Here is a 24700-nt window from a genome sequence, read left to right as displayed (position 1 = left end):
ATGTCAACTATTAGAACCGTCCAAGTGCTCATTAAACTTTTGCCGTCTATTATTGCATTACGTAAAGATAGAAAGAAATGGATTAATCAAGAAAAAAATCAAATAGATTCAGAACAATTTAGAAAAAATGCTCGTAAGATCCTTACTACCTTTATCTCACTAGGCCCTGTCTACATAAAACTTGGACAATGGCTTTCTTCAAGAGCGGATATTTTACCTCAACCATACTTGGAAGAGCTTTCAAAACTTCAAGACAGTGTGCCTTCTGTTCCATTTGATCAAGTAAAACCCATCATTGAAAAAGAACTTGGCCCAATTGATAAAAAATTTGATGAAATTGATCCTAATTCTATCTCAGGTGCTTCGTTAGGACAAGTTTATCGTGGCTCTGTTTCTGGCCAACAAATCGTTGTAAAAGTAAAAAGACCTGGGATAGAAAAAATTGTAGTAAAAGATCTTAGTGTTTTGAAAAAAGTTCTTCCACTAGCATTAAGATTTGTTGATCCAAATTTACGCTATTCTGCAAAAGCAATGCTTTCTCAATTCATTGAAACAATACACGAAGAAATGGATTACACTAATGAATTACAGAACCTAAAAACAATCAAAAATGATATGGCAAATTCAGATAAAGTTGTTATACCATCTGTATATGATAATTTATCTTCAAAAAATGTACTCACAATGGAGTATTTGCCAGGAATTAAGGTAACAAACGTACAAGCTCTTGATGAGAAGGGTATCGATAGAGAACAACTAGTCATAGATGTTCACAAGATCTTTTTTACAATGCTTCTCAAACATTCTGTTTTTCATGCTGATCCTCACCCTGGTAACATTTCAGTTACTGATGATGGAAAACTCATTTTATATGATTATGGAATGGTGGGAAGAATAAATAATGAAACAAGATTCAAACTAATTCGACTTTATCTTGCACTAGTCGAAAGAAATCCTCCAAGAGTAGTAAATGCCATGAATGAACTTTCAATGCTTACTCCTGGATACAATAGAACTGTAATCGAAAAGGGAATTGAACTTTCAATACGTGCAATGCATGGAAATAAACCTGATGAAATGGAAGTGCAAAGTTTGATGGAACTTGCAAACCAAACCATGAGCAAATTTCCATTTGTGTTGCCCAAAAATTTAGCGCTATATATGAGAATGGCATCAATCATTGAAGGAATTTACAAAACACATGACGTTGATTTTAAATTTGTTAAAGTTTTAAAAAATATTCTTGAAGAAGAAAATCTTATTCCACAAGCATATGTACAAGAATTAAAAATATCATTTGAAAATTTTTCAAAATCTATTGATTCTGCAATTCGTTTAGGACCTGAGATGCAAAAATTAATGGATGAAGCTCAAATTTTTATGAAAAAAAGAAAACCAATGGTTTTACTAAGTGGAAGCATATTTGCATCTGCAATATTTATGGGATCTGTATTTTTGTATCAATCAAATGAATCTCTTGGAATTATTGGAATGATTAGTTCTGGTATTGTAATGGTAACTTCAGGATTGTTTAAAAAATACTAAATTACTCTATAGTGATATCTTTTCCTTTTTTTATTACAGGGATAATTAGTGTTAGAATGCCATTTTCGTATTTTGCAGATTCAATTTTCTCTTCACCTTGTTTAATTTCAATTGGGAGCCTGATTTTTTTATCAATTATGTTTGGTCTTTGATTTGAAATCAGAGATTCAGATTCTTTTTCATCAATAATCTTTTTGGCGTTGATAGATAAAATATCTCCACATAAAGATAATTCAATATCTTTTTTGGCAAATCCTGGAATATCAATAACAATTTTTAGATTATCTGCATTAAGATACATGTCAATTGGAGGTAAAACAAATTCATAGAATTCTCTTGATTTGTTTCCAATTTCTTTGATTACCTCTTTTACCAGTCCCATTTTGTGTTACATGCTCAATTTTTAGATATAAACTTTGATAGATTTTTAATCAATTAATTTCCCAGTTTTGTTAACTTATGATTATTGTAATTGAAGGAGGAGATCAGGCAGGAAAATTAACACAATCAACACTGTTGGAAAAAACATTGAAAAAACAAAAGATCAAAACCAAACTATTTCATTTTCCAGATTATGATACTCCAATAGGCAAAGAAATTCGAAAATATTTAGACGGAAAACGAAAATTTCCACCACAAGTAATTCACTGTCTTTTGGCAGCAAATAGATGGGAAAAACTAGATGAAATTTTAGAAGCCAAAGAAAAAAATTCTGTTTTGATTATGAATAGATATTATCATTCTAATTTGGTATATGGTTTAGCAAATGGTTTAAAACAAAAATGGCTTGAAAATCTTGATCATGGTCTACCAAAAGCTGATCTTGTAGTATTACTTGACGTTACACAAAAAGAATCTTTTTCAAGATCACCTAGGAATGAAAAGGGAAAAATTATGAAAAGAGACAAATTTGAGAAAAATGAACAATTTTCAAGGAAAATATCCCAAATCTATCGTACTACTGCAAAGAAAAAGCATTGGAAAATTATCGATGCATCAAAATCTAAACTTGAAATTCATGAAGAAATACTAAAGACATTTTCAAAGAAACTTGGGATATGAAAAAAAATTACCTTGACATCATAGATCCAATACATGACTTTATTCGTGTATATGATTACGAACTTCCCATTATTGACAGTCCTATTTTTCAAAGATTAAGACGAATAAAACAGCTTTCTGGTGCCCATTTGACTTATCCTGCAGCTCAGCATAGTAGATTTGAACATTCTCTTGGAGTGATGCATATTGCTAGTCAAGCTGGATTTGCATTAAATGAAAAAGGATTTCTAAATTCAGATGATGTTCAAATGTTACGTCTTGCAGGATTGTTGCATGATATTGGTCATGGACCTTTTTCTCATCTGTTCGAAGAAGTAATTCAAGAAAAAAAAATTTCACATGAAGATTATGGAAAAAAAATTATTTTAAATTCTGAGATTGGTGATGTTTTATCAAAAACTGGATTTGACAAAAAATTAATCACAAAAATCGCATTTGGAGAATCAAAATTTCAATATCTTAATGAAATTGTTTCAGGTGCTCTGAGTGCAGACATGATGGATTATTTACTAAGAGATGGTTATTTTACAGGGGCTGAACATGCAAAAGTAGATCATAAAAGAATAACACAATCACTTGATGTTTACAAGAAAAAACTTGCTTTGGAGCGTTCAGCATTATACTCTTTTGAATCAATGATGCATTCCAGATACCAAATGTTCAAAGCAGTATATTTTCATAAAACTGTACGTGCAGCAGAAGTTATGCTCATTCAGGCACTAAGACTATCTGATGATGAATTTGGTTTTACATCTTTTAACCTAAATGAATTTGTGAAACTAACTGATGAATTTGTCCTGTCATCTCTAATTTCCTCAAAATCTACTAAACTAAAACGAGCGAGGCAATTAGCTGAAGATTATCAAAATAGAAAATTACTAAAATGTGTATTTGAGAGAATACTTACAAGTCAGACAAATTTGAAAAAAACTCGTACCGATGAACTTAGAATCGAACTTTCCAAGAAATCTAAAATCAATGAAGATGAAATTTTTGTAGATAGTTCTGTTACTCCATCTATTCCACTTGCACCATCAAAAAATGAGTCAAAATCAATAGTTTTAACTTCTAACGAAGATGGAAAATCATCTGCACAAGAGATGCCAATTTCTAAAATACCTGTAGTTTCAGCTATTTCTGGCTTTATGAACATACTTAGAATCTATACACATCAAAAAAACAGAAAAAAAGTTGAAATTGCCGCAAAATCAATCATTGGTGATCTAAAATGAAAAAACGAATTGTCATCAAATTATCAGGAAGAGTTTTTGGCATGGATAATGTCAAATCTCTAAAAGACTATGCAGCATTTCTAGTAAAAATCAGCAAGATTTGTCAACCTATTGTTATTGCTGGTGGAGGTACAATTGCACGACATTATATTTCTCATGCAAGATCTTCTGGTGCTGATGAATCCACACTTGATGAATTGGGAATTGAAATTTCAAGACTAAATGCAAAATTGTTGATTTATGCACTAAAAAACAAGGCATACTCACATCCCCCAACCACTTTGCAAGAAGTAAAACACGCAGTAGATGATGGATTAATTGTTGTTACAGGAGGTCTACATCCAGGTCAAAGTACAAATGGTACTGCTGCATTGATTGCAGAAAAAGTACAAGCTGAACAATTTCTTAATGCCACTGATGTTGATGGAGTTTATGATAAGGATCCAAATAAATTCAAAAATGCCAAAAAATTCAAACGAATCGAAATGAAAAATTTGAAAAATATGTTAGTCCATGAAGATTCTGTGGCTGGTGGTTATGATCTGATGGATATTGTCGCTCTAAAAATTATTGAACGTTCTAAAATTAAAACACGCATTTTAAAAGCTAATACAAAAACTATTGAAAAGGCAATAAAGGGTAGCGATGTGGGAACCGAAATTATTCTCTCTTCAAAATAATTATTCTATATCGTTCTGAATAGTAGGTCTTGTTTCTGACCATATCTGAATCTCTTTTTCAGGATATTCCAAAATTCCAGTTTCTCTGAGCTTCTTGTAAATTGATATGGCTTCTTCTTTCTCAACAGCCTTGGACTGAGCTTTTGTAAAACCATCTTTATCAACAATCACTGCAACATGACCATCTGGAGAACTAATCACTGCAGCAAACTCTTCTTCTCCTACTGGATGAAATTTACCATCGATCTTTTTAGTTGTCAAAGTAAGCATACCAAATCCAGCAACTTCGAACATTTTCATCTGTGATTTACTTGCTCTTTGTTTTCCTTGCTGTACTGCTTGAAAATATTGCACAATTTTTTCAATCGGGAATGGTATAATAACTATCTCAACATTTAAGATATCAAGAGGTTATGCAAACACTATGAATCCTAAAATTTTTGTTGGTGCTGCAGTTGCTGGATTAGCTTTAATTTTAGGTGGGATTCTTTTATCAGGTCCTACAATCATGATATCTTCACAGGAAGGAAATACTGAAATTCAAAATATGCCTCAAGTAAAACCTCTTCAGATTGAATTAGAAGATATCTCAATATCAAAAATATCTGAGCGATCAGTTACCATTGACTTAGCATTCAAACTCTCTAATCCAAATCCTAGAGCAATGATTGTACAAACTATGGATTATCAATTATTTGAAACAGGTTATTCAGAAACTGAGCAGATCACTGGTGGTCAGATTGGTAGCAGGCCTCAAGGAATGGTTGAGTTTGGTTCAAATTATTATACTCTGCTTGGAGAAAATTCAATAATTCTAAGAGATTCTCAGACAATCAAAAATTCTGGAAATACTGCTGATTTATGGGAAGCATTTGAAGACGATACCAATACCTGGAGAGTTTCAGGTGATGTATTTTACAATCTCAGTTCAATGACTAGCGGTCAAGAAAACGAACTTCATTTTGAATTTACAAAATAATCTTAATGTATCATAATATTTTAAAATTATGATAATATGTTTTTAGAGAAAAAATATTGGCAAAGTTATAAAAGCCCGTTTCATTGTTTTTTATCAAATGGCAGAAGCAGGTATGGCCGCATATGGCGCAGCAGCAGGAGTCGCAATTGCACTTGCAGTAGTGTGTTTCGCTCTTCGTGGTAAAGGACATCCAGAACCACTAGATTAAACAAAGGAATTTTTCCTTTACAACATTTTTCTGATTTTTCTAATCTTTCTTGCCAAATCCTAGCATTTCTGCAAGATCTAATTGTTTAGTATTTTTCTTCTTCATGAAACATCTTTCATAATATTGACATTCAGAGCATTCGGTAGAAGGTTCTAAGATGGGCGTCTTTTGTTCTTTGAGAAGATCATTTAGAACCCTGACTCTTCTAATCACCTCTTCAAACATTTTTTTATTTCGTGAGATTGAAAATGTTGTCTCTTTTCGATCTCCAGTGATGTAAACAATAATTCCATCTGGTTTATCATAAATCCACATACATGCATTAAGATAAAGAACATCATTTGATTGAGGATTTTCTAACTCATTTGTAGCTCCTCTGAACAAGAAAATTGAATCATCAATTAACATGTCAACTTGACCTTTCAGTTTGATATCATCTATGGCAAATTCTTTTGGCTCACTTCCATACTGTAACTTTCTCAGTAATCCTGATAGAAGCTCATTAAATCCCCTTCTTTGAACCTCTTGAGGATCAATTCTATCATAGTATGAACGTCTTAGACACTTGACAACCTCATGCAGATGTATAGTCTGAATATCTGCTGCATCAATATCAATTTCTAATTCTTTTCCAATGGAATCTAATGCATTTTCAACAATACTTCGAAAATCTCTATCTCCCATCATGATGAATTATCTTTTTTGTATGATCACTTATACTTTAGCTCAATATCAAAGTCAAAAATTTTGAAATTCTTGCTGAAAATGCCAGAGTCACAAAATGCACTGAAAATCCCAAAACTGCACCTACAATTAGATTCCCAGTACCAAAATAAATCCCTAAAAATATTCCTAATGGGGGCAATGAAAAAATCATTGCCAAAAATGCACTTACCCAGATAGTGTTGATGACTGTTTCTGTAGAAATATCTTGTTTTTTCTTTGGAAATCTAATCATTTTGAAAACTATTCTTCCAAAATCAATTTTGACATTGTAATTTCTGTGGAAATTTTTTGCTCAACTGCATAAGCAATTGCTGCCAAATTTCTTACTTCAAAGCCAGTCAATTTTGTAATTCCTATGATTGTTGCAAAACTAAACATTTTCGTAAATGATCTTGCTGATGAATTGTAAAGCATCATTTCAAAAGATCTTTCAAATTGAGCAACAGCATCTAATTCATTTTCAGTATCTGGAATCAAATTTTTGTATTTTGTATTTGTTAATTCACTAAATGCATCTCTGACTGTTGCTGCAGACATCATTCTAGAAAGTAATTCTTTTGGAATTGTTGGTGTTTGTGCAACAATCAAGTCTTCAATTTGTGCATCATCTAATCCCCAAAACTTTCCTCTTATCACACTCAGTAAATTATAAAAATCAACATCCATTCCAACTAATTTTATTACTTCTCTATCTCTAGTATTCTTCAACGCACGTCCTAATTGTTGATACAAAATTTTATCAAAATATGTATCAAAAATTTGAATATTTTTTGTTTCATTATACAATGAAGATGCCTTTGATATTTCGTCACCGAATTGAACAGAATTTAGACTTGCAACTGTTTCTTCTAAATCCTTTGCAACTAATGCTTTAATGATTATGTCTCTCTGTTTGATTAATTCCTCTGCATGAAGATTAATATGAGTTTCAATTTCCTCTTGGGATTTTCCTAAAACCTTTCCTTTGAGAATTTGTTTCAAATTTGAAATAATGAATTTCATATAATACGCATCTAAAATTGGTGAATCTCCTGCTGTCTTTGCAATTGAATAATGAACATCTGCTAAATGGCCTCTCAAAGCGGATTCAATTCCTTGTGAAGTATATGGTTTTTGAACATCTGAAATCGCATCACCATAAATTGTATTTTTGACTCTAGTCATTAATTCCTCAAGATCTCTTGATTCTGCCAAAGTCTGAAAATCATCCTTTTTGAGTAATTTTCCCCTTTGGCTGTATGATTTTACGGATGCGTAAACATTCTTTCCCATAAGAAAAATCCTAATGAGCAACGGATTTTAATGTTTGGCGATCTACTGCCTTTCTGGAATAATTTTATTTATGAATTTGAGTGCCTCATCTTTATCCTGTTTAGAAAATTTCAAAAATGCCTCCAAAATCTCTCTTTGGATAACCAATGATTCATCTGAAATTTGACTTAGTTTTGAAAGTTCAAATGGCAATAATTTGGTAATTTCATTTTCACAATATGCCTTTACATATTTCTGAAAAATTGAATTAGTAAAGTTTGGACTTGATATAATCAGACTAGAAAGAATTCCTTCAAACTCTTTTTCACTAGCATCAGCTAATGAAAAAAATTCTTTCAATAGATTCTCTTTGTTTTTCACTTCTGATATTGATAATGCCACTAAAATTCCCTCTTTGGTCAGATGATAATATGGGATCCCTTTCTCCTGAAGTGCTTTTGGACCTCGTTTCAAAGGCAATCTCCCATCCTCTTCAGCAATATTCAAGGGAAGTAGGATTTCATCCAGATCTCGAAATATTCCAGAATAGATATTCTTCCAGGCAATGTCATGTTTTTTTGCAATTCTTTGAGATATGCCTGTTCTTGTTCTTTCTGTAGGATTTGCATTACTTCCAAGTATGGCGATTATTGCTCTCTGTCTATTTGCTTCTCCTGTTAGATCATTCCCTTTTGTTTTGAATGTATCAAAAATTGCTAATTTGGTATCTGATTTGACTTTCATTTAGACACCTTTATCACAATATTCATATTTTATGTTGATATCAGGATATAGTAAAATATAAGAATTTACTTTTTTGTATGCTTTAGAGTCTTCAATGCTTAAATAATTTTCAATTTCGATTAATTTAATGAATTCTAGGAACTACAAGTATGCTCTATTACTTGTAGCCGCAGTATCTATCACAGCAACTGGTGCAATGTCTCAGGCATATGCACAAAGTGTTGAAGATGGTATGGACGGATATGTTAAAGGAACCAGTGGAATTTACACTGGCAATCCTAACGAATGTTGGTATGATGATGGCGAAGGCGGCATGCTACCTTGTCTTATAGACACAGGTGATACAGCATGGATGCTAACTGCAACATCATTGGTACTCTTCATGTCTCCCGGAGTCGGTTTCTTTTATGGCGGATTAGCCAGATCAAAGAACATCGTCAACGTACTTGGTATGACCTTGATTGTAATGGGTCTGATGTCAGTACAATGGGTTCTATGGGGATACTCACTAGCATTTGGCGGAATAGATTCTGATGCAAATTTGTTCATGGGTAACCTGGATTATGTTGGATTTAACATGGTATCAGCTTGGGCACCTTTAGGTGAAGTTGGTCCTTGTCACGATACATGGTCTGCAGCTTACCAGATGAATGAATTTAAGGAAGGCGATATGTGTAGTCAAGGATGGCCAGGTACAGTACCTCACCAACTCTTTGCTATGTTCCAAGCAACCTTCGCAATCATTACACCAGTTCTAATTATTGGTGGCTTGATTGACAGAATCAAATTCAGCGCATTAATCATATTCGTACTCTTATGGGCAACCTTCGTTTATGATCCAGTAGCACACTGGGTATGGGGAGGAGGTTACATAGGAGGAGGATCAATAGATCTTGATCCAGACTTATCGCCATCTTATGCATTAGACTTTGCAGGTGGTACTGTAGTACACATTACTTCAGGATTTGCAGCATTGGCTGGAGCCTTAGTCCTTGGCAGACGTCTTGGATACGGTAAAGTGCCAATGGAACCACATAACATCCCAATGGTAGTCCTCGGAGCAGGAATACTCTGGTTTGGATGGTTTGGTTTCAATGCAGGAAGTGAAGTTATGGTAGACGGCATTACCGTCAGCGCATGGACTGTTACAAATACAGCAACTGGTATGGCTGCAATCACTTGGGTGCTCATGTCTTGGGCACATACAGGAAAACCAAGTGTTGTAGGAGCTGCATCAGGAGCAGTAGCAGGATTGGTCGCAATCACACCAGCTTCAGGTTGGGTAGGTCCAATGGCTGCGATTATAATCGGTATTGCAGCTGGTACAATTTGTTATGCAGCAATAGCATTCAAGAGTGCACGCAAATGGGACGACGCATTAGATGTATGGGGAGTACACGGAATGGGTGGTCTTACAGGTGCAATTTTGACTGGTACATTAGCTAGCCCACACGTTTGGGATACTGGAGACGGTATCGGAGCATGGACTGGTACTGCAGAAGGAATGGAACAGCAAGCAATCAGCATCATTGGTGCTGCTATATCAATAGGCTATGCCTTTGGTGTAACAATTGTAATCCTTAAGGTAATGGATGCCGTATGGCCTGGCGGAATCAGAGTCACTCCTAAAGAAGAGGAGATTGGTCTCGATTTGGCACAGCATGGTGAAAGAGCATACGTTAACGAATAAGAAAATCCTTTTTTCTTCTTTTTATTTTGATCCAAATAAATTTACATTTGATCATTTTATCTAAATCGTGTTAATCACTACCAAAGAACTCGATTCAATTCTAAATGATCCTAATCTCATTATTGCTGATACTCGTTCATTCAAAGAATATTCTGAAGGTCATATTTCAGGAGCAGTACATCTTGATCTTTTTGCATTTCATTGGATTGATACTACATCAGAAGGAATTGAAAATTTTAATAAACAAACTCAAAATTTACTTTCATTTCTTGGAGTAACACCTGAGAAAAAAATCGTATTTTATGATTCAGTTTCTGGAATGCTAGCAGCCAGAGGTGTTTGGATGTTGATGTATTTCTCACATCAAAATGTTTCAATGCTTGATGGAGGAATTACAAAATGGAAAAAAGAAAATTTATCCCTTGAAACAAAACCAAATGGCTTCAAACCATCAGTATTTTCAGGAAAAATCAATCCTGATGTTATTTCAGGATTTGAGTATGTTGAAAACAATCTTGAAAATGTGAAAATTCTTGATGCCCGTTCCCCCGGAGAATATGATGGAAGTGTAGTTAGAGCCGCTCAATCCGGTCATATTCCAAATGCTATCAATATTGATTGGAGTCAAAACATCTCAGAAGATGGGACTTTCAAAAATGATGAAGAATTATCTAAAATGTATGATTTCCCTAAAGATTCTGAAATTGTGACATATTGTCAAGGCGCATATAGGGCCGCCAACTCCTTTTTAGTTTTGAAAAAATTGGGTTTCAAAAATGTTAGAGTTTATCTTGGCTCTTGGGGAGAATGGGGAAATAAATTAGAACTACCAGTAGAAAAGAAATGAAAAAAATTCTATATGTAATTATTCCAATTATTGCATTTTCTACAATTTTTATCAATGCATTTTTTGGTCATATGATTTTTTCAACAGAGACTCAGGAGGTGACAAACAAGTATTCTGTATATGTTCACTTGTTATCAGAATGGGAAAGTGATTCAAAGAACATTATTTTTGATGTAACAAATTCTTGGCACAAATCAGATAAAATTAGTAATGTCAACCATGTTTTTGATGCAGAATCTAAAGAATACAACATAAATCAACTTCATGAAATAAATGGAAAATCATATGTTGAATTAAAACACGAATTTAGTAATTGTGAAGAAGAATGGCAACCAATGCTGTATAGAAAAGCTGTAGATACAGTTAGACATGAGATAGAATATGTTCAAGGGCAACAACTAAGCACAGATCCTAGTGTTTCAGTTTATCCAAATGTAGAGAACAGAAATTATGATAATTTAGATCAACAATTAAAAATCAAAAATGGATTTGCACAGTTTTTCCCTATTTGTACATCAAAAAATATTACATCCTATGATTATAGTGTTAAAACTGATAACAAAGACTTGGGTTTTGATGTATACTTTGTTTCTTCATATGTTCAACGTGAAAACTTTGGAAATTCTAAATTTGATTATTATGTAGAACCTGGTTGTTTTGGACAAAACAAACAAAGTTACAGTGGCACATGTAGCAACATCAAAAAAGATGGTGGCTTACTAGTGATATTTCCTGATGAACTAAAACCATGGACTACCAAAGTCACAGTAAATCTCTATGAAAAGAAATAGATCATTTATTTACAATAACACTAAAGTGATTTTATGGGATTTTTAAAGAAAATAAAAGATACCGCTGAAAAGGGTGTTGAAAAAGGCACTGAATTAGGAACCAAAGGTTATGAGGGTACTAAGGATGCTGCCAAAAAAGGACACGACAAAGCTAAAAAATAATTAAATTTTCTTTTTTATTTTTTCTTCCAAATGAATTGATTGTAAATCAATTCTGGTCTAATTTGTCTAAATGGTTGTGCACCACCATCATACCATTTCGTAAAGAATTCGTACAAGTGCAATCTGAGAGACTGAATGTATACAATTAACCCTTCAATCATCATAATTCCTAAGTTACCTCCAATAATCATTGCCATTGCACCACCTGATTCAGCACCACCAAGTGAATGATATGCATTGTTTACTGTCATTAACAATGCTGCGTGAACCAATAACATAATTCCTAATCGTGCATAACTGATTGTATGTGCTAAACTTTCAACTGTTTTTCCAAGGAATACTTCCATGACAACATTTGCTGCAGAACCTCCTTCTTCTGGATGTCTTTTTGCATGCATTACACCACCGACCATCATCAATACCATTGATGCAATGATTATCACGACTGCAATTCTTGTAATAATCCACACTTCGGCCCACTCGCCTAAGAACATTGTAACCCAAGGAACTGCTTCAGTGTGAACTTTGGAATACATATTCATCACATCATAGTTTGCACCTATTGCACACATCATGATTACTACAATTCCTCCATAGAGTGTGATATTTGGAATTGCTTCCATAAACATAACAAACTTGTGACCTTCAGCAGCTAATCTCTTTACTCGAAGTACCATGGCCCAAACTAAATGAATAATTCCAATGAATAACGAAACTTTGAGAATGTTTATGACTTGATCAAATGTTAGTTCTGCAACACTGAGAATACCTACAATCCAACTTACAGAATGTAATGCTCCGCCTTTTTCTAGCAAACCCTCTAGTGGTCCCATATGATCTAGGTGGAATCCAAACGCTTCACCTGCACCTACACCTGCTATTGCAGATGCGGCACCAGAAATTGCAATTAACATGCCCCATCTTGAAAGGGAACCCTGTCCTTTGACTTTGAATAGTAATCCCATTCCCATAAGCAATAAACCGTGACCCATATCTGCAAACATTATTCCATAGAAAATTGGCCACATTAGAGCAATCATAGGCGTAGGATCTGCTTCACCATGTTTTGGAATGCCCTGACTTTCTGTAATTACTTCAAAAGTACGTACAAATTTTTTATTATCAAATAATGTTGGAACCTGTTCTTTTAATTTCGGATCAGTAATATCCTCTACTACTGATGTCCATTGTTTAGTTGAATTTTTAAATTTCTCTTCCATCTTGGTTGGGATAAATCCTTGAATTACTGCGAAATGCTTTGTTCCGCCTGGTTTTCTGATTGTTTCAAGAACATCTTTTGCTACCAAAGCTTCTTCATGAATTGCTAAAATATCTCTTCTAATTTTTTTAGTTATTGCTGCCAATTTTTTAGAATTAGATTTTTGTTTTTCAGTTAATTCTTTAATTTTTGATTCTGCTAATGCATAAGCCTCTGAAGGAATTTGAGAAATTCCTTCTGGAATGACAAATGGATTTGCATTGAATCCTCTTAGAATTTTGAGAGTTTTATCCGAATCAGAAATGCTTGAAATTACAAGAATAGCTGCTTTGTCTTTACTTGAAAGATCATATTTGTAAAATGTAATGCCTTCTAATGCTCTGGCAATTTCTTCATAGTCTGCAGAGTTTATCACAAATAGATTTGCGTAAAAATATTTCATTAATCCAAATCCTGAAATATCTATGTTCAATTTTTTGGCTATCTCTAATGTCTCTTTAAGAGATGTATATTCTTCCAATGAACGTTTTGTTGTTGCTTGTTCTTCTAATAATTTTGATGGTTCTTCAATTATTGATGGTGCCCTTTTCTTGAGGTCTTTTATCATGTCCTCAATTTCATCAATTTCATAGTCTTTCTTTTTGATGGTGGTTCCTTTGAACATGATTTCTAAAATTCCAACCATTGGTGGAACTCCTAACCCTTTGACAACATCATCAATGGATTGGTATGTTTGCTGAGCATCTAACAACAAATCATCAATTTCTGGTGTGACTAGATCACTTTCAGTATCAATTTTATGAAACCATTCAAATTCAGTCAATCTTGAAATTGCCCTTGGAGAATCACTTCTTGGTAAAATTATACTTCCGAGCTTTAGATCTGCTACTACCAAGATAATCCATTCGTAATTTCTTTGATTTTAATATCTTTCTGAATTTGCTTTTTTGTTCCCAAACATTAAAATCTATTATGGATAAATTCCAACTATTGGCGAATTCTTCTCTTGAACAAACTATTGATAAAATACTAAGTCAAACAGAAAAAGAGATCGAATCCAATATCAGTTCCGCTTTATCTGATTCTCAAAAAACCCTTGATGATGCTCTTCCTAATCTTGAACGTGAATATGATAAAATTATAGCAGATGGCAAGAAAGAAGCCGATAAAATCGAAAAACAGATTACTGGTGGTGCTGATATTGAAGCAAGAAACAAACAACTTTTGGCTTTAGAAGAGTCAGTTGATAAGGTCTTTAAAAGTGCCCTCGATCAAATTGCAAACGCTGATCGCTCTGGTGATTATGCCAATCTCATTAAATCATTATTAGAAGAATCAACCAAAATTTTAGGTACATCTGAGATTATAGTATTCACAAATTCTAAAGATAAGGACGTAGTTCAATCATCACTGTCAGGATTTCCGGGATCTGAGTTATCTTCAGAAACAATCGAATGTCTTGGTGGTGTAAAAATCAAATCAAAGGACGGTGCCATGACTTTTGATAATACTTTAGATGCAAGAATTGAACGTCTGAAGCCTTTAATTAGGAAAGATATTGCAGCAAAATTCGGAGTGAACAATTAAGATGGCAGCACAAGGTACAATTGTTTGGGTGAGTGGCCCTGCAGTAAAAGCAAATGGAATGTCTGATGCAAAAATGTATGAAACTGTAACCGTAGGAAATTCAAAATTAGTAGGTGAAGTAATCAGATTAACAGGAGATGTAGCATTTATCCAAGTATACGAATCAACAAGTGGTCTAAAACCTGGTGAACCTGTAGTTGGTACAGGAAACCCATTGAGTGTATTATTAGGTCCAGGAATTATTGGACAACTCTATGACGGAATTCAAAGACCTCTAAGAGAATTATCTAAAGCATCTGGTTCCTTCATCGGAAGGGGTATCACAACATCTGCTGTAGATATGACAAAAAAATATCACTTCGTCCCAACTGTTAGTAATGGAGATGAAGTTACTGCAGGAAATATTATTGGTACTGTTCAAGAAACTGATCTTATCGAGCATGCTATTATGCTTCCACCAGATCATGCAGGTGGAAAAATTTCAAATATTGTATCCGAAGGAGATTATGATTTAGAAACTGTTCTGGCAAATACTGAGAAAGACGGACAATCAATTCCAATCAAAATGTATCATAAATGGCCTGTAAGAAAACCACGTCCATATCACAAAAGATATGATCCAACTGTGCCTTTACTTACAGGACAACGTGTAATTGATACATTCTTCCCAATTGCAAAAGGAGGAACTGGTTCAATTCCAGGAGCATTTGGAACTGGAAAAACAGTCACTTTACACCAAATTGCAAAATGGGCTGACTCTCAAGTTGTTGTTTACATTGGTTGTGGTGAAAGAGGAAATGAAATGACTGAAGTATTAGTTGAATTTCCACATCTTAAAGATCCACGTAGTGGAAAACCATTGATGGATAGAACTGTTCTTGTTGCAAATACAAGTAACATGCCAGTAGCAGCAAGAGAAGCAAGCATCTACACTGGTGTCACAATTGCAGAATATTACAGAGATATGGGTAAAGATGTTGTACTTGTAGCAGATTCAACAAGTAGATGGGCTGAATCACTTAGAGAAATGAGTGGCAGATTAGAAGAGATGCCCGCAGAAGAAGGTTATCCATCATATCTTGCATCAAGATTAGCAGAATTTTATGAAAGAGCAGGTCGTGTTCAGGCAGCTGGAAGTCCAGAACGTGACGGTTCAGTTACTTTGATTGGTGCTGTATCTCCATCTGGTGGTGACTTTACAGAACCAGTTACAACTCACACAATGAGATTCATCAAAACTTTCTGGGCTTTGGATGCAAAACTTGCATACTCTAGACATTATCCATCAATTAATTGGATGAATAGCTATTCTGGTTATCTTGCAGATATTGCAAAATGGTGGAGTGAAAACATTAGTGAAGATTGGTTTAGCATTAGAAGTCAAACTTATGGTGTCTTACAAAGAGAAGATACACTCAAAGAAATTGTCAGACTCTTAGGTCCAGAGGCATTACCTGATGAAGAAAAATTAATTCTTGAAGTTGCAAGAATGGTAAAGATTGCTTTACTACAACAAAACTCATTTGATGATGTTGATACTTATTGTAGCCCAGAAAAACAATTCAAATTAATGAAATTATGTGTTGACTTTTACAATAAAGGACAACAAGCACTCAAAGAGGGTGCATCATTATCTGATATCCGTGAATTAGGTGTGGTAAGCAGTTTACTCAAAGCAAGAATGGATGTCAAAGATGACGAAATGCCAAAATTAGATCAATTAGAAAAAGATATGCAAGAACAATTCAAATCAATTTCAGGAGTGAAAGTATCAAATTGACAGTAGAAGGTGGAGTACAATATAGTAAGATTGCAGAAATCAAAGGACCTCTAGTTGTTGTAGATGATGTTGAAAATGCAGCATTTGATGAATTAGTTGAAATTGAAACTACTGAAGGTGAAAGAAGATTAGGTAAAGTTCTCGAAGTAGGAAATGGTAAAGCAATTGTTCAAGTCTTTGAGGGAACAACTGGATTATCAATATCTGGAACTAAAGCAAAATTTGTAGGTAAAGTAATGGAAATGCCAGTATCAAAAGAGGTACTTGGTAGAGTATTTGATGGATTAGGAAGACCAAAAGATGGCCTCCCAGATCCAATTGCTGATAAATTTGTAGACATTAACGGTGAACCAATGAATCCAGAACAACGTGAATATCCAAAAGATTTCATTCAAACTGGCGTATCTGTAATTGATGGATTGATGACTTTAGTTAGAGGACAAAAACTACCAATCTTTTCAGGTTCTGGTATGTCTCACAATCTTCTAGCAGCACAAATCGCAAGACAAGCAAGTGTTGTTGGAACACAAGATGACTTTGCGGTAGTATTTGCAGCAATTGGTGTGCAATACAGTGAAGCAGAATATTTCAGAAGAAGTCTTGAAGAATCTGGCGCACTCAAAAGAAGTGTTCTATTTCTAAATACTGCAGATGATCCTGCAATTGAAAGAATTATCACACCTCGTGTAGCTTTAACTGTAGCAGAATATCTCGCATTTGACTTAGGAATGCATGTTCTAGTAGTAATTACTGATATGACAAACTATGCAGAGGCACTAAGAGAAATTAGTGCAGCAAGAGAAGAAGTTCCTGGAAGAAAAGGATATCCTGGTTATCTATACACTGACCTTTCAACACTTTATGAAAGAGCAGGAAAACTCAATGGACGAAAAGGAAGTGTTACACAAGTTCCAATCTTATCAATGCCTTCTGATGATATCACTCATCCAATTCCTGACCTTACTGGTTACATTACAGAAGGGCAAATAGTAGTTGGTAGAGATTTATTCAGACAAGGAGTTTATCCACCAATCAATATTTTGATGAGTCTTAGTAGATTGATGAAAGACGGTATTGGTGAAGGAAGTACTAGAGAAGATCACAGTGAAGTTTCTAACCAAGTTTATGATGCATATTCTAGAGCACAAGAAGTAAGAGCACTAGCTGGTATTGTAGGTAAGGCAGGATTGACTGAAATTGACCTCAAATACTTGGAACTTGGAGATACATTTGAAAAAGAATTCCTTACACAAGCAACTGATGAAAATAGAACTATCGAAGAAACACTTGGTCTAATGTGGAAGATTGTATCAAAACTCCCAAGAAATGAGATTACCAAAATCAAAGACAAGTACGTAGAACAATATTACAAGGAAGAGTAACTAAATGTCATTTGGACAAAACGTTGCAGCAACAAAAATTGAACTTTTCAAATATAAAAAATCAAGCCAAATAGCCGTAATGGTTCAACAAATTTTAGATGACAAACGTAAAGTTCTTTTAAAAAATATTGAGGAAATGATTCAAGAGGCATCTAAAGCAAGAGGTGGAATTTGGGATCCTTTACAAGATATTTACAAATCAGTAAACGAAGCTTATCTTGCATTAGGAACAAATACTGTTGATTCTGTTGCAGAATCCACTCCCCCTGTAATGGAAGTAGATGTGCATGTTAGAAGAGTTGTAGATGTGAAAATTCCAGCACTTACAGTTACTGAAAAAGATACTAAATCAATGCCTTATGGATTTGCAGATACCAATTCATCAATTGATAGAGCTGCAAAACAAATCAAAGAATTAATGCCAAAAATTTGTAAAGCAGCAGAATATGAAAATTCCATCTTTAGTCTTGCAAAAGCATTAGAAAAGACACAAAAATTACTAAATGCTCTTGAAAATGTGATTATTCCTCAATACAAGGAAAATATTAGATTTATTCTCTCTACTCTTGAAGAGAGAGAAAGAGAAGAATTCGCAAAGTTAAAAAAAGTGAAAGAAAAGATGGAAAGTGGAAAATAATGGCTAAAGACGAAATTAAGAAATTACTTGAAAATTCTAAAAAAGTAATACAACAAGATCATGAAGATTTCTCAAAATCTATCAAGAGCGATCTAGCCTCTTTCAAAAAGAAAACATTAGGTTAATCTGATTTTTTATTATCATGATTTAAATAAGGATTTGAGAAAGCGTGATCATAAAATGAAACCTATCGTTTTACTACTTTTGGCAGCAGCAGTAATATCCATCTCTGGATCCACTGGAATTGCATATGCTGCAGAAGGTGATGCAGCAGCTAGTTCTGATTCACTGAAAATTCTTGGTGCAGGCTTAGCATTTGGTCTTGCAGCATTTGGCGCAGGCATTGGTCTTGGTCAAGTAGGTGCAGCAGGTCTTGCAGTAATTAGTGAGAATCCAGCATTACAGTCAAAGGTATTCATCTTCGTAGGTATGGTTGAATCAATCGCAATCTACGGTATAGTTATGATGTTTATCATCTTAGGACAATAGTCCAAACTACAAATTTTTCAAATTTTTAGATTTTTATTTAATTGTATTTTAGCTTGTTAACATCTAGCACTCTGGCACAATATCTGCATTTGAGAACTCTTCCTTCCTTGTCAATTACGTCCATGACTGATTCTATGTGTTCTGCACTGTTTGTTATACAATCAGGATTTGAGCATCTGAAAATTCTGTCAATCTCGTTAGGTAATGCTACTCTTCTCTTCTCAACAAGCTTGTACTCTTTTATCATGTTAATTGTTGCAGTTGGAGCAATTACTGCTAGCTTGTTGGTATCATCATCTTTTAGAAATTTATTTTCAACTTTGATAATGTCTTTTTTCTTAAATTTACCACTTGGAACATTTAGTGCTATAGTGATAAGACTGCCATCTTTTCCGTCAATTCTTAATGCATTGAGGACTTGAAGACCTTTACCTTCATCTATATGGTCAATTACAGTACCCTCCTTAATTCGTCGAACCATAAGGTCGGACTGCTCCATCAGAATACTTTGTATAGTCACCTGTATATATTATTGAAAGAATGAACGATTTCTACCAAAAAGATATCCTCTCAATTAAAGACTATACCAAAGAACAACTTGAAACCATCTTTACGTCGACTGATAAAATCATACAATCAAGTCCTTCTGAAAGAAGAGAGATTTGTAAAGGAAAGACTCTGGGATATCTGTTTTATGAGCCAAGTACTAGAACACGTTTGAGTTTTGACTCTGCCATGGCCTCAATTGGTGGCAACTCCTTGGGAATTTCTGATATTACATCTTCATCAACTCAGAAAGGTGAAAGCCTTGCAGATACTGTTAGGATAATGTCGATTTATTCAGATGTCCTTGTTTTGCGTCATCCTTTAGATGGCTCAAGTAGATTTGCAGCTGAAGTTTCTGATAAACCTGTTATTAATGCAGGAAGTGGGACTGAAGAACATCCAACACAAGCAATTCAAGATTTGTTTACAATCAAAAAAGAAAAGAAAAAGATTGATGGCCTAAAGATTGGAATAGTCGGTGATCTAAAGTATGGACGTACGGTATATTCTCTATTACATGGACTAGGAAATTATGATGTCGATGTAAGATTGATTTCCCCTGAATCGCTAAGAATAAGATCAGACTCAACTTATGAAATCAAAAAGAAATTGGACTTGACTGAAACTACTGACATTGAAGAGCACTTAGATGATCTTGATGTTTTGTATGTTACAAGAATCCAAAAAGAGAGATTCCCTGATGAAGAAGAATATCTCAAAGTTAAAGGAAGTTATGTTGTTGGGTTGGATATGCTAAAACGAATGAAAGATGATGCCATAATTTTACATCCATTGCCAAGAATAGATGAAATTTCAGCTGATGTTGATAAAACAAAAAATGCAAAATATTTTGAACAAGCTGAATATGGAAAACATACTCGTTCTGCTCTGTTAGGTATGATTCTCAATAAGAATGGATTTTAATTTTTTTAAGAATATCCGTATTCCATATATCTAGAGACATTCCAATAATACTAGTTGACTGAAACAAAAATTATTCCTATTTTTCCGTTAGACTTGGTGTTATTTCCAAGACAAGAATTACCACTTCGAATTTTTGAGCCTAGATACAAGCAACTAGTTGATGATTGTATGCTTGGTGATGGTCAATTTGGCGTATGTTTGATTGATGAAAATAATTCTGTCAATGGTTGGAATTCACCTAAATTGGTAGGTACGATTGCTAAAATTTCAAAATGCGAAGATGTAGAACTGGATGGATTACAACTACACATTGAAACTCTGGGAAGAAATTCGTTTAAAATCAAAAGAATTATTCCACCATCAATTTCTCAACCTCAAAATTATGATCCTCTTTCAGTAGAGGGACACCAAGAAATTTCTGAATTACATGAGAAAATTGGAATAGGAGAAAAAATGTATATCCAGGCTGAAGTTGAAATGATTCCAGAAATCGATGAGAATATTTCTCTTGAAAAATGGGAGTCTCTAGTTGAACTATGGAAAAAGAAAATCATCAAACAAGCTTTGCCTCAAGTTGTTGACTCACATTCATTGGATCATGTACTGGAACAATACTATTTGAATACTGATACTCCGACGATTGATTACATTTATTCATTATCTGCACTGGGCGCCAAGGATCCAAATGAACTTCAACCTGTTTTAGAGGCCAGATCAATGGATGAACTAATTAAACGAGTCGAGGAATTATTAGCAGTAAAATGATGTCTTTGAAAAATTTTGGAATCTTTGTAATGATTGCATGTTTGTTGTTTCCTGCAAGTAATGTTTATGGACATGGATTTGGTGTTGATACAATATCTGCAGTAGATATTCAGGGAAAAAAACTATCAATCATGGTAGAAATGCCAATGTATTTTGAAAACCAACAGGATCAAATTACAATTACTGCAATTGAAGATGAATCCAAGGAAAATGCAAAAAATGTGACTTTTCTTATTGGTTTATTTCATAAAGATGAAATGATTTTTAGAAACTATTTCTTTGCCGAAAATGGTATTTTACCAATAATTCTCACTCCTACTGAAGATCCTGAAATAACAATTCATGGTAAACAAGATTCATTGCTTGGGGCTTGGCATGGAACTGAAACAAACCCTGTAGAAATTTCAGGGCCTTTGTTCAAAACAGGTGGCTTGTACAATTTTGAGATTGAAGTCCGAACCCTTGATGAGCCTACCAATATCATAGAAAATTCTGGCGTCTATAATGCAGATTTGAGCCTAATTGAGACTATCACTTTCATGCAAAAAGATCTTGAAAATAATGATGTTAAATTTCGATCTAAATCATATTTTGACACTGTAATTAATTTCGTATATGATCCTAATGCCAAAGAAGTTAGATTTGAAATGCCTTTTGACTGGAGTGAAAAACAAATGTCTCATGTGAATGTAGTTCACGTAGAAACTCATTTTCCTAAAGATTTTGTTGAATTCCTACCTCCCAGCTATTCAGCTTTTGCAAACGGAATTGAACTTTTCAATTCCTCTATATCAGTTGATGATTATACAGAAGACGATGAAAGAATAGTTCATCTTGTCTTATTACAAGATCATTTACGATTTTTGAAAAATGAAATGAAAAAATCTGGTGACCCTCTACCTGATAACATGGTATTTAGAATATCAACAAGTGAAGATATAGCATTTCCTTTAGAAGCTTATACAAAAAGTGAAGATTTCAAAATAAATTTATCTTGGGATCCATTGATTGTTGAACCTGAGGTTCCTACGAATTTTATTTTTACTATTAGAGATGGAAGAACAAATGATCCTCTGAGAAGCTCAGATTACACATTTGTAATCATTCAAAATGGCAAAGAGATTCATCGAGTATCTGGAATGGCACAAGTTGGTGGTGAATTTGAGAAATTTACATTCTCTGAAGAGCAAACAGGCCCAACAATAATCAAGTTTGAAAATATTAGAAATACTGGACAGGAAACTGAATTTGCACTTGTTGTGGTGCCTGAATTTGGAAGTGTTGCTCTACTTGTTTTAGTGATTTCTATAACAAGTATAATTTTTGTAACAAGAAAATCTTTACTTAATATCTAAAGTGCTACTAGTTTAACAGTATCCATGTTTTTGTTTATCTGAAAATCTTTTGTCATGGTAGATACTTTTTCAGCATCACCATCAATTAGAAAAAGCTCCATGCATTTTTCTTTCTCAATTTTACTATGAAGATGTGTCGTAATCAGATCTTCAAAATTATGAGTAATTCCTGAAACAACATGATCAAACTCATCATTATGTACAACTAAAAGAATTGCATGAATATTTCCTGCCAAATCAGCCTTTTGTTTCTCTTCTGAAACAAATGCTCTAATCCCTGCTCTAATTGCTTCAGATCTTCCGGAAAATCCCATGGAAGTTTGGAGTTTGTCTAGTTCTGATAGAATCTCATCATTTAATGAGATGGAGACTATTGGCATATGCATAATGTTATTAATTATCTTATAAGTTTAGCAATTAATCTTATTAAGATTTTATAAATTTATTAATAATTTGGATTGAATTGCTGCGTGAACATTCAATCCAAGATGGCAATTATTGCAATTCTGATAGCAATTCCATTAACTTCTGTTTTTGTTTATACGACTAATACCAATCAACTGTTTACAAATAATGATAATTCTAAGCTCAAAGTTATCTCATCTTTTAATCCACTACATGAATTTTCACAAATAGTAGGCCAAGAAAAAATTGATGCAACATTGTTGGTTCCAGTTGGAGTAGAACCTCATGATTGGGAACCTACCATAAAAGATGTGCAACAGATGCAAAAATCAGATCTGATTGTAATTAATGGAATTGGTTTTGAAAGTTGGGTTGATGATTTAACAGAAAATGATTATCAAGGAACTATAGTTGATACTAGTAAAGGAATTGTAATTATAAAATCAGTTCATGATGAAAACGATTCACATGAATCAGGTGATCCACATATCTGGCTAAATCCTGTATATGCAAAAAAACAAGTTGAGAACATTGCATTATCTTTTTCTAATACAGATCCTGAAAATAGGGAATTCTATATGATCAATGCGGCAAAATATAGTGAAGAATTACATGAGCTTGATTTAAAAATACGAAATGAGTTATCTGCATGTAGTAAAGATTTCATTGCATTTCATGATGCATTTTCATATTTTGCAGATGAATATGGTTTGAATCAACATACTATTGTTCAAACAACTGATTCTCATGGTGAAGTAACTGCAAAAACATTAGAAAATGTAATCTCAAAAGCTAGAACATTAAACATCAAAGTAATTTTTAGCGAAGAAACAGTTAACACAAAAACTTCACAAATAATTGCAAATGAAATTGGTGGTAAAGTCTTAGTTTTATCTCCACTTGAGATTGTATCTGAAGATAACTATATTTCAAAAATGACTCAAAATCTTGAAAATCTCAAGGAGGCATTGTGTTGAAAATAGTCGAAATCAATAACTTGACTGTTCAATATCCAGACGTAAAGGCTCTTGATGATGTAAGCTTAGTTGTCAATCAAGGTGATTTTTTAGGCATAATTGGACCTAATGGCGCTGGAAAATCTACTCTTTTTGCTTCGATGCTTGGACTAAATACAAAATACAAAGGAAAAATCAAATTCTTTGATAAAGATATAAGAAAATCAAAAAATTATCTAAAAGAACTTGGGTATGTTCCACAAAAACCAATCTTTGAAAAAAATTTCCCTGTCACTGTAAATGATGTAGTTAGAATGGGATTAAGAAAAGAATCTGATGAAAATAAAATTGATGAGATTTTACAACAGTTATGGATTCATGAATTACGTAATAGACGAATAGGGGAATTGTCTGGGGGCCAACAACAACGTGTCTTTATAGCAAAGGCTTTGGTAAATAATCCCAAAATTTTGATCTTAGATGAACCAGTAACAGGAATTGATCAACAAAGCATTGATTTGTTTTACAGTATTCTTAGAGAATTAAACTCTAAACAAAAAATTACGATTATCTGGTCATCTCATGATTTGGATGCAGTAAATCAACTAGCAAATCATGTAGCCTGTTTGAATCGAACTTTATTTTTTCATGGTGAATCTGAAAAATTCTTTTCTGATGATAAATTAGTTAAACAATATTCTGAGGCCTCGATGCAGGAACACATGCATCATCACTGAT

Annotated in this window: 29 protein-coding genes; 20 read left to right on the top strand and 9 right to left on the bottom strand. The window is 33.7% G+C overall.

Annotated features, from left to right (window positions below; all coding sequences use genetic code 11):
• On the top strand, positions 1-1545 hold the full coding sequence (locus ACW9XA_RS03030; protein ID WP_457762938.1) for an ABC1 kinase family protein: 1545 nt from the start codon (positions 1-3) through the stop codon (positions 1543-1545).
• 1 nt (position 1546) lies between these two features.
• Here ACW9XA_RS03030 and hsp14 read toward each other — a convergent pair whose 3' ends face one another.
• Positions 1547-1927, bottom strand: coding sequence for an archaeal heat shock protein Hsp14 (gene hsp14 / locus ACW9XA_RS03025; RefSeq protein ID WP_300323895.1), 381 nt, complete (start codon positions 1925-1927; stop codon positions 1547-1549).
• A 77-nt stretch (positions 1928-2004) separates the two neighbouring features.
• On the opposite strand from hsp14, the gene tmk reads away from it, so the two are divergent.
• From tmk to pyrH, 3 genes are read left to right on the top strand one after another with little or no spacing between them, the layout of a single operon-like run.
• Positions 2005-2607: a dTMP kinase gene (tmk, locus tag ACW9XA_RS03020; RefSeq protein WP_457762937.1), complete on the top strand. Its 603-nt coding sequence runs from the start codon at positions 2005-2007 to the stop codon at positions 2605-2607.
• Positions 2604-3839 carry an HD domain-containing protein gene (locus ACW9XA_RS03015; protein ID WP_457762936.1) on the top strand — a complete coding sequence of 412 codons (1236 nt, stop codon included), beginning with the start codon at positions 2604-2606 and terminating at the stop codon, positions 3837-3839. The genes tmk and ACW9XA_RS03015 overlap by 4 nt, the downstream gene beginning before the upstream one ends.
• Positions 3836-4519 carry a UMP kinase gene (gene pyrH / locus ACW9XA_RS03010; RefSeq protein ID WP_366523024.1) on the top strand — a complete coding sequence of 228 codons (684 nt, stop codon included), beginning with the start codon at positions 3836-3838 and terminating at the stop codon, positions 4517-4519. Before ACW9XA_RS03015 ends, pyrH begins: the two co-directional genes overlap by 4 nt.
• Here the strand turns inward: pyrH and ACW9XA_RS03005 are convergent, their stop codons facing one another.
• Entirely contained in the window at positions 4520-4873 is a 354-nt protein-coding gene (locus tag ACW9XA_RS03005; protein WP_300323904.1) for a hypothetical protein, read from the bottom strand.
• Between the two features lie 70 nt (positions 4874-4943).
• Here ACW9XA_RS03005 and ACW9XA_RS03000 point away from each other — a divergent pair, with 70 nt between their 5' ends.
• Positions 4944-5498: a hypothetical protein gene (locus ACW9XA_RS03000; RefSeq protein WP_457762935.1), complete on the top strand. Its 555-nt coding sequence runs from the start codon at positions 4944-4946 to the stop codon at positions 5496-5498.
• A 247-nt stretch (positions 5499-5745) separates the two neighbouring features.
• Here the strand turns inward: ACW9XA_RS03000 and ACW9XA_RS02995 are convergent, their stop codons facing one another.
• From ACW9XA_RS02995 to ACW9XA_RS02980, 4 genes are read right to left on the bottom strand one after another with little or no spacing between them, the layout of a single operon-like run.
• Complete coding sequence (locus ACW9XA_RS02995) at positions 5746-6393, bottom strand: hypothetical protein (protein ID WP_457762934.1); 648 nt, start codon at positions 6391-6393, stop codon at positions 5746-5748.
• Between the two features lie 34 nt (positions 6394-6427).
• On the bottom strand, positions 6428-6664 hold the full coding sequence (locus tag ACW9XA_RS02990) for a hypothetical protein (RefSeq protein ID WP_457762933.1): 237 nt from the start codon (positions 6662-6664) through the stop codon (positions 6428-6430).
• 8 nt (positions 6665-6672) lie between these two features.
• Entirely contained in the window at positions 6673-7704 is a 1032-nt protein-coding gene (locus tag ACW9XA_RS02985) for a V0D/AC39 family V-type ATPase subunit (RefSeq protein WP_457762932.1), read from the bottom strand.
• Between the two features lie 42 nt (positions 7705-7746).
• Positions 7747-8427 carry a hypothetical protein gene (locus ACW9XA_RS02980; protein WP_457762931.1) on the bottom strand — a complete coding sequence of 227 codons (681 nt, stop codon included), beginning with the start codon at positions 8425-8427 and terminating at the stop codon, positions 7747-7749.
• 127 nt (positions 8428-8554) lie between these two features.
• Here ACW9XA_RS02980 and ACW9XA_RS02975 point away from each other — a divergent pair, with 127 nt between their 5' ends.
• From ACW9XA_RS02975 to ACW9XA_RS02960, 4 genes are all read left to right on the top strand, one after another.
• Entirely contained in the window at positions 8555-10117 is a 1563-nt protein-coding gene (locus ACW9XA_RS02975) for an ammonium transporter (protein WP_457762930.1), read from the top strand.
• Positions 10118-10184: 67 nt separating this feature from the next.
• A complete protein-coding gene (locus tag ACW9XA_RS02970; RefSeq protein WP_457762929.1) occupies positions 10185-10964 on the top strand; it encodes a sulfurtransferase in 780 nt (259 codons plus the stop codon).
• The gene (locus ACW9XA_RS02965) at positions 10961-11755 is read left to right on the top strand and encodes a hypothetical protein (protein ID WP_457762928.1); all 795 of its coding nucleotides are present in this window, start codon (positions 10961-10963) and stop codon (positions 11753-11755) included. Before ACW9XA_RS02970 ends, ACW9XA_RS02965 begins: the two co-directional genes overlap by 4 nt.
• 33 nt (positions 11756-11788) lie before the next feature.
• A complete protein-coding gene (locus tag ACW9XA_RS02960; protein ID WP_457762927.1) occupies positions 11789-11917 on the top strand; it encodes a hypothetical protein in 129 nt (42 codons plus the stop codon).
• A gap of 14 nt (positions 11918-11931) precedes the next feature.
• Here the strand turns inward: ACW9XA_RS02960 and ACW9XA_RS02955 are convergent, their stop codons facing one another.
• Positions 11932-14031: a V-type ATP synthase subunit I gene (locus tag ACW9XA_RS02955; protein WP_457762926.1), complete on the bottom strand. Its 2100-nt coding sequence runs from the start codon at positions 14029-14031 to the stop codon at positions 11932-11934.
• A 77-nt stretch (positions 14032-14108) separates the two neighbouring features.
• Between ACW9XA_RS02955 and ACW9XA_RS02950 the strand changes: the two genes are divergently transcribed.
• The 6 genes from ACW9XA_RS02950 to ACW9XA_RS02925 are packed head-to-tail and all read left to right on the top strand — an operon-like array spanning position 14109 to position 19011.
• Positions 14109-14723 carry a V-type ATP synthase subunit E gene (locus ACW9XA_RS02950; RefSeq protein ID WP_457762925.1) on the top strand — a complete coding sequence of 205 codons (615 nt, stop codon included), beginning with the start codon at positions 14109-14111 and terminating at the stop codon, positions 14721-14723.
• A gap of 1 nt (position 14724) precedes the next feature.
• Positions 14725-16503, top strand: a complete 1779-nt coding sequence (locus ACW9XA_RS02945; protein WP_457762924.1) for a V-type ATP synthase subunit A — start codon at positions 14725-14727, stop codon at positions 16501-16503.
• Positions 16500-17885: a V-type ATP synthase subunit B gene (locus ACW9XA_RS02940; protein ID WP_300323937.1), complete on the top strand. Its 1386-nt coding sequence runs from the start codon at positions 16500-16502 to the stop codon at positions 17883-17885. The genes ACW9XA_RS02945 and ACW9XA_RS02940 overlap by 4 nt, the downstream gene beginning before the upstream one ends.
• Before the next feature lie 4 nt (positions 17886-17889).
• On the top strand, positions 17890-18522 hold the full coding sequence (locus tag ACW9XA_RS02935) for a V-type ATP synthase subunit D (protein ID WP_457762923.1): 633 nt from the start codon (positions 17890-17892) through the stop codon (positions 18520-18522).
• The gene (locus ACW9XA_RS02930) at positions 18522-18647 is read left to right on the top strand and encodes a hypothetical protein (RefSeq protein ID WP_457762922.1); all 126 of its coding nucleotides are present in this window, start codon (positions 18522-18524) and stop codon (positions 18645-18647) included. The genes ACW9XA_RS02935 and ACW9XA_RS02930 overlap by 1 nt, the downstream gene beginning before the upstream one ends.
• Positions 18648-18702: 55 nt before the next feature.
• The gene (locus ACW9XA_RS02925; RefSeq protein ID WP_300323943.1) at positions 18703-19011 is read left to right on the top strand and encodes an ATP synthase subunit C; all 309 of its coding nucleotides are present in this window, start codon (positions 18703-18705) and stop codon (positions 19009-19011) included.
• Between the two features lie 37 nt (positions 19012-19048).
• Here ACW9XA_RS02925 and pyrI read toward each other — a convergent pair whose 3' ends face one another.
• Positions 19049-19510 (bottom strand): aspartate carbamoyltransferase regulatory subunit, encoded by a 462-nt coding sequence (gene pyrI / locus ACW9XA_RS02920; protein ID WP_457762921.1) that lies wholly within the window; start codon positions 19508-19510, stop codon positions 19049-19051.
• Between the two features lie 41 nt (positions 19511-19551).
• Here pyrI and pyrB point away from each other — a divergent pair, with 41 nt between their 5' ends.
• From pyrB to ACW9XA_RS02905, 3 genes are read left to right on the top strand one after another with little or no spacing between them, the layout of a single operon-like run.
• Positions 19552-20481 (top strand): aspartate carbamoyltransferase, encoded by a 930-nt coding sequence (gene pyrB, locus ACW9XA_RS02915; protein ID WP_457762920.1) that lies wholly within the window; start codon positions 19552-19554, stop codon positions 20479-20481.
• 54 nt (positions 20482-20535) lie between these two features.
• Positions 20536-21246, top strand: a complete 711-nt coding sequence (locus ACW9XA_RS02910; RefSeq protein WP_457762919.1) for an LON peptidase substrate-binding domain-containing protein — start codon at positions 20536-20538, stop codon at positions 21244-21246.
• A complete protein-coding gene (locus ACW9XA_RS02905) occupies positions 21243-22601 on the top strand; it encodes a PEFG-CTERM sorting domain-containing protein (RefSeq protein WP_457762918.1) in 1359 nt (452 codons plus the stop codon). Before ACW9XA_RS02910 ends, ACW9XA_RS02905 begins: the two co-directional genes overlap by 4 nt.
• Here the strand turns inward: ACW9XA_RS02905 and ACW9XA_RS02900 are convergent.
• Positions 22598-22981: a CopG family ribbon-helix-helix protein gene (locus ACW9XA_RS02900; protein ID WP_457762917.1), complete on the bottom strand. Its 384-nt coding sequence runs from the start codon at positions 22979-22981 to the stop codon at positions 22598-22600. The genes ACW9XA_RS02905 and ACW9XA_RS02900 overlap by 4 nt on opposite strands.
• Before the next feature lie 90 nt (positions 22982-23071).
• On the opposite strand from ACW9XA_RS02900, the gene ACW9XA_RS02895 reads away from it, so the two are divergent.
• Both ACW9XA_RS02895 and ACW9XA_RS02890 read left to right on the top strand, forming a co-directional pair.
• Positions 23072-23983 (top strand): metal ABC transporter substrate-binding protein, encoded by a 912-nt coding sequence (locus ACW9XA_RS02895; protein ID WP_457762916.1) that lies wholly within the window; start codon positions 23072-23074, stop codon positions 23981-23983.
• Positions 23977-24699 carry a metal ABC transporter ATP-binding protein gene (locus ACW9XA_RS02890; RefSeq protein WP_457762915.1) on the top strand — a complete coding sequence of 241 codons (723 nt, stop codon included), beginning with the start codon at positions 23977-23979 and terminating at the stop codon, positions 24697-24699. Before ACW9XA_RS02895 ends, ACW9XA_RS02890 begins: the two co-directional genes overlap by 7 nt.
• The last annotated feature ends 1 nt before the right edge of the window (position 24700 follow it).

The sequence above is a fragment of the Candidatus Nitrosopumilus sp. bin_6a genome (genome assembly GCF_054095695.1).
The sequence above is the reverse complement of the archived record's forward strand: the minus strand, read 5'-3'. Positions and strand labels throughout refer to the sequence as shown.

What these genes read in the sequence shown, in the direction of transcription:
- ACW9XA_RS03030 (WP_457762938.1), top strand. Translation starts at nt 1, where the DNA reads ATGTCAACTATTAGAACCGTCCAAGTGCTCATTAAACTTTTGCCGTCT.
- hsp14 (WP_300323895.1), bottom strand. Translation starts at nt 1,927, where the DNA reads ATGGGACTGGTAAAAGAGGTAATCAAAGAAATTGGAAACAAATCAAGA.
- tmk (WP_457762937.1), top strand. Translation starts at nt 2,005, where the DNA reads ATGATTATTGTAATTGAAGGAGGAGATCAGGCAGGAAAATTAACACAA.
- ACW9XA_RS03015 (WP_457762936.1), top strand. Translation starts at nt 2,604, where the DNA reads ATGAAAAAAAATTACCTTGACATCATAGATCCAATACATGACTTTATT.
- pyrH (WP_366523024.1), top strand. Translation starts at nt 3,836, where the DNA reads ATGAAAAAACGAATTGTCATCAAATTATCAGGAAGAGTTTTTGGCATG.
- ACW9XA_RS03000 (WP_457762935.1), top strand. Translation starts at nt 4,944, where the DNA reads ATGAATCCTAAAATTTTTGTTGGTGCTGCAGTTGCTGGATTAGCTTTA.
- ACW9XA_RS02995 (WP_457762934.1), bottom strand. Translation starts at nt 6,393, where the DNA reads ATGATGGGAGATAGAGATTTTCGAAGTATTGTTGAAAATGCATTAGAT.
- ACW9XA_RS02990 (WP_457762933.1), bottom strand. Translation starts at nt 6,664, where the DNA reads ATGATTAGATTTCCAAAGAAAAAACAAGATATTTCTACAGAAACAGTC.
- ACW9XA_RS02985 (WP_457762932.1), bottom strand. Translation starts at nt 7,704, where the DNA reads ATGGGAAAGAATGTTTACGCATCCGTAAAATCATACAGCCAAAGGGGA.
- ACW9XA_RS02980 (WP_457762931.1), bottom strand. Translation starts at nt 8,427, where the DNA reads ATGAAAGTCAAATCAGATACCAAATTAGCAATTTTTGATACATTCAAA.
- ACW9XA_RS02975 (WP_457762930.1), top strand. Translation starts at nt 8,555, where the DNA reads ATGAATTCTAGGAACTACAAGTATGCTCTATTACTTGTAGCCGCAGTA.
- ACW9XA_RS02965 (WP_457762928.1), top strand. Translation starts at nt 10,961, where the DNA reads ATGAAAAAAATTCTATATGTAATTATTCCAATTATTGCATTTTCTACA.
- ACW9XA_RS02960 (WP_457762927.1), top strand. Translation starts at nt 11,789, where the DNA reads ATGGGATTTTTAAAGAAAATAAAAGATACCGCTGAAAAGGGTGTTGAA.
- ACW9XA_RS02950 (WP_457762925.1), top strand. Translation starts at nt 14,109, where the DNA reads ATGGATAAATTCCAACTATTGGCGAATTCTTCTCTTGAACAAACTATT.
- ACW9XA_RS02945 (WP_457762924.1), top strand. Translation starts at nt 14,725, where the DNA reads ATGGCAGCACAAGGTACAATTGTTTGGGTGAGTGGCCCTGCAGTAAAA.
- ACW9XA_RS02935 (WP_457762923.1), top strand. Translation starts at nt 17,890, where the DNA reads ATGTCATTTGGACAAAACGTTGCAGCAACAAAAATTGAACTTTTCAAA.
- ACW9XA_RS02930 (WP_457762922.1), top strand. Translation starts at nt 18,522, where the DNA reads ATGGCTAAAGACGAAATTAAGAAATTACTTGAAAATTCTAAAAAAGTA.
- ACW9XA_RS02925 (WP_300323943.1), top strand. Translation starts at nt 18,703, where the DNA reads ATGAAACCTATCGTTTTACTACTTTTGGCAGCAGCAGTAATATCCATC.
- pyrI (WP_457762921.1), bottom strand. Translation starts at nt 19,510, where the DNA reads ATGGAGCAGTCCGACCTTATGGTTCGACGAATTAAGGAGGGTACTGTA.
- pyrB (WP_457762920.1), top strand. Translation starts at nt 19,552, where the DNA reads ATGAACGATTTCTACCAAAAAGATATCCTCTCAATTAAAGACTATACC.
- ACW9XA_RS02905 (WP_457762918.1), top strand. Translation starts at nt 21,243, where the DNA reads ATGATGTCTTTGAAAAATTTTGGAATCTTTGTAATGATTGCATGTTTG.
- ACW9XA_RS02900 (WP_457762917.1), bottom strand. Translation starts at nt 22,981, where the DNA reads ATGCCAATAGTCTCCATCTCATTAAATGATGAGATTCTATCAGAACTA.